The 13146-nt window shown below is 50.0% G+C and carries 9 protein-coding genes; 3 read left to right on the forward strand and 6 right to left on the reverse strand.

Going from position 1 to position 13146, the window contains the following annotated elements:
- Positions 1-24: 24 nt before the first annotated feature.
- Positions 25-2307, reverse strand: coding sequence for a formate C-acetyltransferase (pflB, locus tag CX664_RS15460; RefSeq protein ID WP_101747610.1), 2283 nt, complete (start codon positions 2305-2307; stop codon positions 25-27).
- A gap of 663 nt (positions 2308-2970) precedes the next feature.
- Here pflB and CX664_RS15465 point away from each other — a divergent pair.
- Entirely contained in the window at positions 2971-3429 is a 459-nt protein-coding gene (locus tag CX664_RS15465) for a hypothetical protein (protein WP_146000044.1), read from the forward strand.
- Positions 3430-3585: 156 nt separating this feature from the next.
- On the opposite strand, the gene CX664_RS15470 is transcribed toward CX664_RS15465, so the two are convergent.
- The 5 genes from CX664_RS15470 to CX664_RS15490 form a co-directional block, all read right to left on the reverse strand.
- On the reverse strand, positions 3586-4044 hold the full coding sequence (locus CX664_RS15470) for a methylglyoxal synthase (RefSeq protein ID WP_101747612.1): 459 nt from the start codon (positions 4042-4044) through the stop codon (positions 3586-3588).
- 126 nt (positions 4045-4170) lie between these two features.
- Positions 4171-5469: a sodium ion-translocating decarboxylase subunit beta gene (locus tag CX664_RS15475; RefSeq protein ID WP_101747613.1), complete on the reverse strand. Its 1299-nt coding sequence runs from the start codon at positions 5467-5469 to the stop codon at positions 4171-4173.
- A gap of 67 nt (positions 5470-5536) precedes the next feature.
- On the reverse strand, positions 5537-7336 hold the full coding sequence (gene oadA / locus CX664_RS15480) for a sodium-extruding oxaloacetate decarboxylase subunit alpha (protein ID WP_101747614.1): 1800 nt from the start codon (positions 7334-7336) through the stop codon (positions 5537-5539).
- Between the two features lie 23 nt (positions 7337-7359).
- Positions 7360-7635 (reverse strand): OadG family protein, encoded by a 276-nt coding sequence (locus tag CX664_RS15485; protein WP_101747615.1) that lies wholly within the window; start codon positions 7633-7635, stop codon positions 7360-7362.
- Positions 7636-8122: 487 nt separating this feature from the next.
- Positions 8123-9067: a tRNA-dihydrouridine synthase gene (locus CX664_RS15490; protein ID WP_101747616.1), complete on the reverse strand. Its 945-nt coding sequence runs from the start codon at positions 9065-9067 to the stop codon at positions 8123-8125.
- A gap of 571 nt (positions 9068-9638) precedes the next feature.
- Between CX664_RS15490 and CX664_RS15495 the strand changes: the two genes are divergently transcribed.
- Together CX664_RS15495 and mnmC are read left to right on the forward strand one after the other, a co-directional pair.
- Positions 9639-10889 (forward strand): hypothetical protein, encoded by a 1251-nt coding sequence (locus CX664_RS15495; RefSeq protein WP_101747617.1) that lies wholly within the window; start codon positions 9639-9641, stop codon positions 10887-10889.
- A 195-nt stretch (positions 10890-11084) separates the two neighbouring features.
- Complete coding sequence (gene mnmC / locus CX664_RS15500) at positions 11085-13097, forward strand: bifunctional tRNA (5-methylaminomethyl-2-thiouridine)(34)-methyltransferase MnmC2/FAD-dependent 5-carboxymethylaminomethyl-2-thiouridine(34) oxidoreductase MnmC1 (protein WP_180966514.1); 2013 nt, start codon at positions 11085-11087, stop codon at positions 13095-13097.
- Positions 13098-13146: the final 49 nt, after the last annotated feature.

The following is a 13146-nucleotide window of genomic DNA, read 5'->3' on the forward strand; positions in this document are numbered from 1 at the left end:
AAAGTTAAATTCTAGCGTTTACTGTTACAGCGAGCTAGTAAAGGTACGGGTGATAACGTCACGCTGCTGTTCTGGTGTCAGCGAGTTGAAACGCACCGCATAACCGGAGACACGAATGGTCAGAGAAGGATACTTCTCAGGGTTCTCCATGGCATCTTCCAGCATTTCACGGTTCATAACGTTGACGTTCAGGTGCTGACCGCCCTCGCGATTTTCCTCGTGATGGAAGTAGCCATCCATCAGCCCCACCAGATTCCTGCTTTGGCTTTCTTCGTCCTTGCCCAGCGCCTTTGGTACGATAGAGAAGGTGTAAGAAATACCATCCTTCGCATAGGCAAATGGCAGCTTGGCAACAGAACTCAGGGAAGCAACCGCACCGCTGGTGTCACGACCATGCATTGGGTTGGCACCCGGGCCAAATGGCTGGCCTGCACGACGTCCGTCTGGCGTAGTACCGGTCTTCTTGCCGTATACCACGTTAGAGGTAATGGTCAGAACGGACTGGGTTGGAATCGCATCGCGATACATCGTGTGAGAAGCGACTTTCTTCATGAACGTTTCAACCAGTTCACAGGCAATCGTATCTACACGCTCTTCGTTGTTACCAAACTTCGGAAAATCACCTTCAATTTCGAAGTCGATAGCAATGCCGTCTTCATCACGCACCGGCTTGACTTTGGCGTATTTAATGGCCGACAGAGAGTCAGCAGCAACGGATAATCCGGCAATACCACAGGCCATGGTGCGAATAACATCACGGTCATGCAGGGCCATCAGAGAGGCCTCGTAAGAGTACTTGTCGTGCATGTAATGAATACAGTTCAGGGCAGCCACATACTGGCTGGCCAGCCAATCCATGAGCGTATCAAAACGTGCATAGACATCGTCGTAATCCAGGTATTCAGACGTGACCTTGTCAGTTTTTGGACCAATCTGAATTTTCAGCTTCTCGTCAATACCGCCATTGATGGCGTACAGCAGCGTTTTACCCAGGTTGGCGCGGGCACCGAAGAACTGCATCTGCTTGCCAACAACCATTGGCGACACACAGCAGGCGATGGCGTAATCATCGCTGCTCATATCAGTACGCATCAGATCATCATTTTCGTACTGGATAGAGCTGGTATCGATGGATACTTTGGCGCAATACTCTTTGAAAGACACCGGCAGCTGTTCAGACCACAACACCGTGATATTTGGCTCCGGAGATGGCCCCATGGTGTACATGGTGTTCAGGAGGCGGAAAGAGTTTTTGGTAACCAGTGTACGACCATCAAGGCCCATACCACCGATAGCCTCAGTAGCCCAGATCGGATCGCCAGAGAACAGCTGATCGTATTCAGGAGTACGCAGGAAGCGAACCATACGCAACTTCATTACGTAGTGATCGATCAGTTCCTGGGCATCCGTTTCAGTGATTCTGCCTGCTTCCAGGTCACGCTGGATATAGATATCCAGGAAGGTAGCCGTACGTCCCAGAGACATGGCCGCACCATTCTGGGACTTAACCGCAGCCAGGTAACCAAAGTACGTCCACTGAACTGCTTCACGGGCAGAGGCAGCAGGGTTACCGAGATCGCAGCCGTATTTGGCCCCCATCTCTTTGATCTGCATCAGCGCCTTGATCTGCTCCATGATCTCTTCACGCAGCTGGATAGTACGCTCAAGATGTTCACCGGCAGTCAGCGCTGCATCCAGAGACTTGTGCTGGGCCTTCTTATCAACAATCAGTCGGTCAATACCGTACAGAGCGATTCGGCGGTAGTCGCCGATAATACGTCCACGCCCGTAGGAATCCGGCAGACCGGTGATCACACCTGACTTACGGCAGTTGCGAATGTCCGCAGTGTAAACATCGAAAACACCAGAATTGTGCGTCTTACGATATTCAGTGAAGATCTTGTTAACCATGTCATCCAGTTTACGGCCATAAACTTCACAGGAAGTTTCAACCATACGGATGCCACCGTTGGCGATGATGCCACGCTTCAGCGGCTTATCGGTCTGCAGACCAACAATGGTTTCCAGATCTTTATTGATGTAGCCAGCGTCGTGAGAAGTAATGGTGGATGGCAGATCGGTATCGAAATCCAGGGGGGCGTGAGTGCGGTTCTCTTCCCTGATGCCTTCCATAACATCAGCCCACAGTTTGTCTGTCGCTTCAGTAGAACCGGCCAGGAAGGAACTGTCACCCTCGTAAGGGGTGTAGTTTTTCTGGATAAAGTCACGAACATTGATGCTTTCGGACCAGTCACCGGAAGTGAATCCTTCCCATGCTGCTGGCAGTTCGCTGGTGGTTACAGTCATACTAAGAGGCTCCTGATTGGTTGGAGAATTCTTTGGGGATGCTGCTCCGGGTCAGTCAGACTGCATTGATTGGCGGTGACACCAACTTGATCTGCATCAATGAAAGTCAATCATTGTCGGCGTATCGTTTGCCTATCTTGCGGGGACGCAGATATTGCGATAACACATCATCACAAAAATCATCACATCTATGTGGTCATACCGCAGGTGTAAAACTGGCCAACCCGGTGAATAAGAAATAATTTCAGTCAAATTAACGTATATACGACAACTCTGCCATCAGTGTTAATACCTACCGGTTATAAAAAAACATAAACAGATTTCTACAGGAATTAACAAAAAAGGATATCCTCTTATATTTTATTTACTATCCCTTGATTAGCAAAAATTAGTTATTACCAATAGTCCAAAATTCAAAAAAATTATGAAATCAAGCAACGATCTATTTTTATGAATGCTAGTCTTTGTTTCTGTTAATTCTATTTCGTTTCGTTTTTCAAAATAATTTACGACACTAACATTATACTGTTAACGTTTGTTGCCGTTTATTCAGAGAGTTTTAAGTAGTGTTACCTATTCATACCGAAAATGGGTTTGTCTAACATCGTCAACCAAATAAAGACATTTTATCCGTTTCTGGGAGAGGATGAACAGGAGGTAGTTATGAGCAAATATATTTACACAACCATTTACGAGCAGTTCACCGGCCTGAAGCCACCTGAGCCAAAAGACCACAAGCCACGTCGCCGTAGAGGTTACGGTCACCCTTATCGTATGCGCCTGAATATGCAGGAAGGTTCTGTCCAGAACAGTGAACTGCTGTCTGACCGGGACTCAGAAAGAGACCTGTATGAACAGACGCCTGTTTCCGTTTTTCAGCCATCGGTTACCAAGCAGCCTGTTCGCAGGTTTTCGTCCAGCGGTCAAAGCTATCGCAGTGGTAACAGCGTTGGTAACAACAGCGCCATCAGCGGCACTATGAGCTGCAGACCTGCTGCGCCTGAAGACCGCCATAGCAGCGCCGAGCCCAAGGTAACCTACAAAAAGCGCCGCCAGTACGGGCCTTCAAGCTTCGGTATTGGCTCAATGAGCAGAGACAGCAACGACAACTCTGATTATTGAATTCCCGTTTTTTATTGATTGTTTTTGAATACTGACACTACCAGCCAGGCTTATTTAGCGGAGCTTGTCTAGCGGAACCCATTCATTACTTTCCCGGATTATTTTCGCCAAAGGCCCTTATTTCAAGGCCTTTGTGCTCTTTTTGAACGCATAAAATCAAAGCGTTCTTTGCTGTAGATAGCTGTCATAATCCGGAATATGCCGGTTATGAGATTGTCCAAGCAAGTCTGACGAGAATATGTAATCCGCAGAGCTCTGGTTACAGGCAACGGGGATATTCCACACCGCTGCGATCCGCAGCAATGCCTTAACATCCGGATCATGGGGCATTGGCTCAAACGGGTCCCAGAAAAATACCAGCAGGTCCAGCTTGCATTCAGAAATCAATGCACCAATCTGCTGGTCTCCACCCAGCGGACCACTGATAAATTTTGTGATCGGCATAGACAGCTCTTTTTCCAGCAGACTTCCTGTGGTACCCGTGGCAAAAAGATCATGACCCTGCAGCTTTTCTTTATGGCGCAGACTCCACTGCACCAATTCCCCTTTCTTATTATCATGAGCGACCAGGGCAATGCGCTTCTTGGATGAGACACTGTATTCTTTATAAATCATAAAGTACTTCTCTATTTTTTCTGCGAAAAAATATAAAAATGGAAAGTGCTATATTCTCACTGAATAAAAAAAAATGCGATGACTTCTCTCGAAAGCATCGCATTGTTCTTTGTCTTCAGAAAAAATTCATGACAGGTACTTAATCATCACCCCCGCTGCTACTGCTGAGCCAATAACACCGGCTACGTTGGGGCCCATGGCATGCATCAGCAGGAAGTTCTGGGGATTGGCCTCAAGCCCCATTTTGTTGGAGACCCTGGCCGCCATGGGTACCGCTGACACCCCGGCTGAACCAATCAACGGGTTCACTTTGGTAGACGACACCCGATTCATCAGTTTTGCCATCAGGACACCACTGGCGGTACCGATACAAAATGCCACAATCCCCAACGCCAGAATCCCAAGGGTTTCCAGTTGCAGAAACTTGTCAGCACTCAGTTTTGAACCAACCGACAGTCCGAGGAAAATGGTGGTGATGTTGATCAGCGCATTTTGCGCTGTATCCGACAGGCGTTCAACCACACCACACTCTTTCATCAGGTTACCAAAACAGAACATCCCCAGCAGTGGAGCCGCATCGGGTAATAACAGGGCCACCAGCACCAGCAGTAAGATCGGGAAAACGATTTTTTCCGTCTTGCTCACTGACCGCAGCTGTGTCATGACAATCCTGCGTTCCTCTGCCGTGGTCAGCGCTTTCATAATCGGCGGCTGAATCAGCGGAACCAGAGCCATATAAGAGTAAGCAGCCACCGCAATGGCACCCAGAAGGTGGGGAGCAAGCACGCTGGATACATAGATCGCAGTCGGACCATCCGCACCACCAATAATACCGATAGCAGCGGCATCCGCCAGGCTGAAATTCATCAGCCCCATAGAGCTCAATACAATAGCGCCAAACACTGTGGCAAAAATACCAAACTGAGCGGCAGCCCCCAGAAACAGGGTTTTCGGGTTAGCCAGCAACGGACCAAAATCCGTCATGGCACCCACCCCCATAAAGATCACCAAAGGAGCAACACCGCTGCCTATAGCCACACTGTAAAACTGATAAAGGACACCGTTCGTGTACCCTGCATCAGCAATAATGTGACTCACTACAGTCCGGGTTGCCGCATTCGCCTCATGGTATAAAGCATAAAGTTGATCCGGGGCAGCCGAAGCACTGCCCAGCGCTTCGGCAACCGCCTGCATCAGTGCAGGGTTAGCTATATGAAGCGCCTGCTCAATGGCGGAAAACGCCAGACCGGCCTGGGGAATATTGGCCAGAATGCCACCAAAACCAATAGGTACCAGCAGTAGAGGCTCGAATTGCTTGCGGATGGCCAGATACAGCAACCCAAAGCCCACCAGAATCATAACGAACTCTCCGGCGGTAAGGTTGTATAACCCAGAACCCTCCCAGAGCGTTAATAGCTTTTCCATGGCATATTTCTCGACCAGACTTTTCTCTTTGAGAGGCCTCTGTAAGAGGCCTCCCTAACGCTTTTTATTAAGCCAGGACAAGCAGGGTATCACCCACCGCTACACTGTCACCTTCACGCACATCAACCGACGTCACCTGCCCGGAACGCGGGGCACGAACTTCCGTTTCCATTTTCATGGCTTCGAGAATAAGCAACACATCACCTTCCTGAATATGCTGCCCCGGTATGACATTCACCTTCCAGATATTACCGGCCAGTGGTGCGGGCATTGGCTCACCTTCAGAGGCTGATGTGGTTGTCGTTTCAGGTTGGGCAGTCGGCGCTGAAACCGGAGCCAGCATGGAAACATCACCACCCTCTGAAACCTGAACGGTATAGGCATTGCCATTAACGCGAACGGTATAAACAGAATCCTCCGTTGGCGGAGCCACGGAAGTTGCCTGGGCAGCAGATTTCACTTCCGGTTCGGTCCCGGGAGCAGGTTCAAAAGCATCAGGGTTACCGCGATTCTGCAGGAACTTCAGGCCAACCTGCGGGAACAGGGCGTAGGTCAGAACATCATCCACGCTCTGATCCGCCAGTTTGATGCCTTTCTCTTTGGCCAGGCCATTGAGTTCAGCAGTCAGTTCTTCAAATTCAGCTTCAAGCAGATCTGCCGGACGACAGGTAATCGCTACCTTACCCTCCAGCACCCTGTCCTGAAGACTTTGGTTAAAAGGTGCCGGTGCAGCACCGTACTCACCTGTTAAAATCCCCCGGGTCTCTTTGGAGATGGTTTTATAACGCTCACCGGTCAGTACATTGAGAACCGCCTGAGTGCCAACAATCTGGGAAGTGGGCGTGACCAGTGGAATCATCCCCAGGTCTTCACGAACTCTTGGAATCTCCTGCAGCACTTCGTCAAACTTATCACTGGCCCCCTGCTCTTTCAGCTGACTTTCCATATTGGTCAGCATGCCACCGGGTACCTGGGCAATAAGGATTCTGGAGTCAACGCCGCGGAGTTGACCTTCAAACTTCGCATATTTTTTTCGGACCACCCGGAAGTAAGCAGCCACTTCTTCCAGCTTATGCAGATCAAGCCCGGTATCACGCTCAGTCCCCTGCAATGCAGCAACGATTGCCTCAGTTGGCGAATGTCCATAGGTCATCGACATGGAAGAGATGGCCGTATCAACACGATCAACACCGGCTTCAACGGCCTTGAGCAGTGACATGGAAGAAAGGCCGGAGGTGGCATGGCAGTGCAGCTGAATTTCCAGGTCCGTTTCTCGCTTTAATCTGGAAACCAGCTCATACACGTCAGTCGGCGTAATAATGCCGGACATGTCCTTAATGCACAGAGAATCCGCCCCCAGATCCTCGATCTCTTTGGCCAGAGAGACCCAGCTATCCATGGTATGAACAGGACTGCTGGTGTAAGAGATTGTCCCCTGGGCATGAGCACCCTGCTTCTTCACCGCTTTCATTGCCTGCATCAGGTTACGGGGATCGTTCATGGCATCAAATACCCGGAACACATCCATACCATTGGCAACAGCACGCTCAACAAATTTATCCACGACATCGTCAGCATAGTGACGGTATCCCAGCAGATTCTGCCCCCTTAACAGCATCTGCTGAGGGGTCCTGGGCATGGCTTTTTTCAGCTCGCGCAACCGCTCCCAGGGGTCTTCTCCCAGAAAGCGGATACAGGCATCAAAGGTGGCACCACCCCAGGTTTCGAGAGACCAGTAGCCGATCTGATCCAGCTGTTCTGCGATCGGCAACATATCTTCAATGCGAAGACGGGTAGCAAACAGTGACTGATGGGCATCCCGCAACACCACATCGGTAATACCCAGCGGCTTTTGTACGTCAGACATAACCCTTCTTTATCCCCCGGTTATTAGCGTTTTTCTGCTTGAGCTTTTTTTGTTCTGTGCATTTGAATGGCTGCACTGATAACAGCAATCAGTTCACCCTGATCATCGGATGACGATGGCTGGCTATTCACTGGAATGGGATTGGCTGCAGTAGATGGAACCGGTTCCTGAAAATACCGGTCGATGATTGTTGACATCAGGCTGGTTACCAGCACCAATAGCGTCAGAAACAGGAACACAAAACCCATTCCAAAGAGCATCAGGCTGGAACCTTCTGAAATAAGGTCCGATGGATTCATCAAGTAAGTCCTTTGTTTTTTTCAGGCTTGCAGTCCGGTCAATCCCCTCAGGCAGTTCTGCCCTGTCGGAACCATTGCTGATTATTATTTCCATGAACAGGTTCATGGCTCTTGGCTGTCTTATACCAACTCCACCTTCTAAATATGAACTGCGCAGCCATTTTGAACCGCTGGATCTTCGTTGGAATTCCTCGCAATAGCCCTGCTATTACTCGTCATTCCGCCTTGCCCAGCGGTCCAAAATGACTTGCTCGTTATCATATTTAGAAGGTGGAATTGGTATTACGCCTTTACCTGGCTGCGTCAGTATACTATTGAACAGTGTGTAATAAACAATCAGTCATCCGGACTATGTTGTTTATATAAGCAAAAGCTCCGGACCACCTTCGACAGCATCTTGCAAAAGGAAGGTTGCCTCAGTCCGGAAAAAAATTCACCGACGTAAATCAATAAAAGCTGGCCAACCGAAAAAATTGGCCGTCAGTTATTATGCCGCTCTTGCCAGGTCCGAGCAGAGGATTGTCACAATGGCATCAGCGTCACGGAGGGCGCGGATGCGCTCAAACAGATTCTGAGCCTGCGGATACGCTTTACGCAGATAATTGAGCCACTGCTTCAGACGGGAAGGATGGTATTGCCATTTGCCATTTTGACGATCTCTGTCGCTTAATTGCAGAATCAGCTGCAACACTGAAGACCAGCTCATGGGCTTGACGGATTCCCGAATCATGGTAGTGATATTCGGCGTTACCAGCGAAGGCCGCCCGACCATCAGGTCAGTGCAGCCGGAAGCGTCCATACAGCGCCTGGCATCTTCATGATTCCAGATCTCGCCGTTGGCGATCACCGGAATCCCCAGGTTTTCCCGAATTTTGCCAATGTATTCCCAGTGAGCCGGAGGCCGATAGCCCTCCGCCTTTGTCCGGGCATGCACCGCCAGTTCCGAGGCTCCTGCCTGTTCAATAGCACGGGCGTTTTCCAGGAATAACGACTTGTCTTCATAACCCAGGCGAATTTTGGCCGTCACCGGCAGCTCTGCCGGTACAGCTTCCCGAACGGCCTTGACAATATTGAACAGCTGATCCGGCTCCCGCAGCAAAATTGCCCCACCCCGGTTTTTATTGACCGTTTTTGACGGACAGCCGAAGTTAATGTCCACTCCGGGCGAGCCAAGTTTCACTGCACGCTGGGCATTCAGTGCCATATATTCCGGGTAACTGCCCAGCAGCTGTATACGAACAGGTGTACCATTCGAAGTTTTTGCCCCCTGCAACAACTCCGGACAGGTACGATAAAAGACCCGGTTCGGCAACAGCGTATCTGTTACCCGGACAAACTCGGTAACACAGAGATCGAAGGTATTGATGCCGGTGAGCAGATCCCGCATATCGTGATCCATAACGCCTTCCATCGGCGCCAGTATCAACCGCATGGCATGCCTCTTGAGTGAAAAAGCGCCAATTCTACCGTCAGCAGGCCTGATAATAAAATAAGGAGCACTCACAGATAACGCTGACTTCACCTATATGGCTAACCATAAGGAATCGAATATTTATGGCGTATGCCGGAGTCAGGCACGGTGGGAACGAATATATTGAGCTGTGGTCTAACCGGGAGGCTGACCGAGAATAGACTGCCCAACTGCGGTGGCAGCTAATGAGTCTCCTCCTGGTACTTCATGTCAATGAGCTTGGTGTGCACAATCTCCGTTCACCCTGAGCGGAGTCGAAGGGTGATTGGCACAGTCTTAATTCAGGGCATGGAGTTTACGCCTTTAGGCCCTATGGGTCCTTCGACTCCGCTCAGGACGAACGGGGTTTGGGTGCCATTGAGAGAGGAAACCCATCAATTGCATTGAAACCGTGTATCAGCCGCAATGATTCGCACATGCACTGCTGCTTATCTATGCCAGCAGCCATTTTTCAATGTAGATAAACTCGACAAATGGCAAAGGTATTTATCATCAGCCAGCAGCTTAAAATAAATACAAATCAGAGTTAGTTATGGATACCACTATCAGACATCTATCAGGTTACCAGAACGTTGAGCAACGCTCACAACAGCCAGGAACCCATAAACCTCCTGTCGTCACAGAATTCTCAGGGCGTAGTGTCTACGCCGGTGTCGGTTCCTCATCACCGCCGCCCACTCATTCGTTGATCGACCCGGTTGGCCCCGATGACTCACGCAATCCTCCCGTTTGTACTTCGATTGCCAATAACCCGGGGACAGGTTTGGTTTCAGGCAATGACCTCCCTGCAACCTTTGAGCATTGCTTACTCAGCCTGGATCAGGCCTACGATACCGACTTTTCAAAACTGGCTGTTACATTAAGCTATTTCGTACCAATGCCACCTTCAAAGGACCCATGCTGGAAAATATTCCACGAATTTATCGACATGTCCTCACTGGAAAGCAACAGTTGTCAAAAGCTCCGGGAACTGGGTAAAAAAATACGCCAGCTATACCTTGATGAATACCATGTTCTTGCTGCTGATAACTCCTATCCCAGAATCAGTGAACTGACCATCGTGCTGTGCATGCACTTCCTTGAGCAAAAGTTCATCCTCGAACCTCCGGAGCCAATCCAGCAGAGCTTTGTCGATATCACCAGGTCGGATAACGCTTCAACAGACTGTCAACATTTATTGCCTGCATGGGTCAGAAAGACTTTTTTCGAAAAGTTATTATCTGGTATCGAGAAATCCCGCAGGGCAGACGCCGGAAAAAAAATTAACAAATTTATAGACAAAAACCAGTCAGGCTTAAGGAAAGATATGGTTCTTCAGCAGCCTGCCACTGGCCATCTGACGTTTTCCGGACTGCGTTACGACGATATTCCCGGCGCTACTATTGCGAAACGTTATCATTGCACACTTAGTGACTATTCTCGTGATTTCTCTATCAATCTGCGCGGTTTAATAGAAGCATTAGGTCAAACGCGAAGCCAGAGCAGACGCGCTGTTATCCAGGACCCTCTGGAGCAGGCCATGAAGATAGTTTCCTTCAACACATCCCAATCAGAGCTTCAACCGGAAAATTTCTTCAATAACAAGCTGGAGCCCTTCAGGGATCGGAATGCGCGAACTCTGCTGAAATTAATAGAATACTTTCGAGACCGGGTTGCCAGGGAGCACTGCAATGGGCATGGCAGTAAGACCATGAAAGATAGCCTCAGCACATTCCTGAAAGACTGCTGTGGTAATAATACGGTGGTAAAACGAAAACTAAACAAGTTTTTTGAAAAAACGTGACGCCATTATATTATCCCGGATCTGGTACATGTGCTGAAAGAACCTTGAGCGCCACTGCCAATACTATTATTGAAGCGATGATGCGCAGTACGTTCTTGCACTGCGAGTCTGTTCTCGGGCAGTCTCCTTGCTCATGGTTCTTTACCCGATAGTCGGCACTGACTATGCTTGCAGCTTTTCGCCTGATATTGAATATTGAAACAGAAAGCCGTGTCCAATCATCCACCAAACCATCCGAATCACACCATAACTGCTGATATCCAGTGGGAAAATGGCCTGCCAATCTCCACCCGGTTTAATGATGTCTACTTTTCCAGGGCCTCGGGTATTGCCGAAACACGCCATGTGTTCCTGGAACATAATCATCTCCCCGGGCGGTTTCGCAAACTGGTACCCGGTACCACGTTCACCATTGGCGAAACCGGCTTTGGCACTGGTCTGAACTTCCTCTGTGCCTGGCAGCTCTTTCTGGAAAAGGCCCCTGATAACACCTCTCTGTTGTTTATCAGTACGGAGAAGTATCCACTCCTGCAGGATGACCTGCAAAAAGCACTCAATGTGTTTGAGGAACTGACACCTCTGGCCAACAGAATGATCAGCGCCTATCAATTGAGTGAGGAAAATATCGACCTGCAATTTTCAGACCGCGCATCAGGCAAACACATCCGTCTTCATATTTTGATTGGTGATGTCCTGGACACATTGCCTCATATCAACGAGAAGGTTGACGCCTGGTTTCTCGATGGCTTTGCCCCGGCCAAAAATCCTGATATGTGGCAACCCAAACTGTTCCAGACCCTGAAAGCCAAAAGCCATGAGCAATCAACCTATGCCACCTTCACTGCGGCCAGACTGGTTCGGGACGGGCTGACGGAGGCAGGCTTCTCAGTGACCAAGCAACCGGGCTTTGGCCGCAAGCGGGATATGATTGCCGGCCACTTTATCTCCCAGTGTCTACCTGTGAGCAAACCCTGGTTTGCGCCCGCTGACCACAGAAACCCTGAAAAAACAGCCATCGTCGTCGGTGGCGGTCTGGCGGGCTGCAGCGCTGCATGGGCGCTGGCCCGTCGGGGATGGCAGGTCACCATTCTGGAACAACATCAGGCCCTGGCCAGCGAAGCATCGGGTAATCCGCAGGGTGTTCTCTATGCCAAACTCTCTGCCGACAACACGCCGCTCAGCCAGTTCATCCTCAAAGGTTATCAATTCACCCTGGATACGCTAAAAGCACTGGAAGTTGAACAGTGGCAGCAGTGCGGTGTTATCCAGTTAGCCATTGATGCCAAAACGGATCAACGATATCAGGCCCTGGATAAACAACATCCGAATGCTCTGCTGCAATACCTGACGGAAGCGCAACTGAGCGATATCGCCGGATTGAGTATTCACTATCCCGGCCTCTACTTTCCCCAGGCAGGCTGGGTGCACCCACCCGCGCTCTGCCAGGCTTTGGCCGATCACCCAAACATTCGGGTGGTGACCAGCACGACGGTGAATACTATCGAACCCGTTGAGCAGGGCTGGCTGGTGAAAACCGATGGCGACAGGTTGCACAGTAAAACGGTGATCATTGCCCGGGGAGCGGCCAGTCATCAGTTGTCAAAGTTTAACTACCTGCCTCTTAAAGCCATCCGTGGCCAGATTACTCAGGCCAGGGCAACCACCGAAAGTGACAAGCTGGCATCCTGTGTCTGCGGAGAAGGCTATATAGCCCCCGCTGTTGATGGCTATCACACCCTGGGCGCAACGTTCAGTTTTAACGACAAAGGTACAGAAGTTCGAGAAGCCGATAACCTGGAAAACCTGGCCATGCAGGCCGGGTATTTCCCTGCCATGTATCAGGCACTCGGTGGAGCTGATGCACAAGTGACCGGGGGGCGCACAGGGTTCCGCTGCACAACACCGGATTACCTGCCCGTGGTGGGTCCCATCGTTGACCTTAAGCACTTTGTTGCCGCTTATGCTCCCCTCAGAAAAAACAGCAAGTTAACCATTGACGTCTGTCCTGAATATCTGTCCGGCCTGTACGTGACCGCAGGACACGGTTCCAGGGGAATAATCTCCTGCCCTGTTGCCGGTGAGATTCTGGCCACTATGATCACCGGTGATCCCGATAGTACTGTCGGTCTATCAATGCCGGCAAAACTGCTGGAAGCCATTCACCCCTCCCGCTTCCTGATCAGGGATCTGATCAGAAATAAAATATAGGAGGCTTATGACGAGAGTTATAACGGAAGCGAGACTGCCTCCTGAATCT

The organism is Endozoicomonas acroporae (assembly GCF_002864045.1).
GTDB lineage: Bacteria > Pseudomonadota > Gammaproteobacteria > Pseudomonadales > Endozoicomonadaceae > Endozoicomonas > Endozoicomonas acroporae.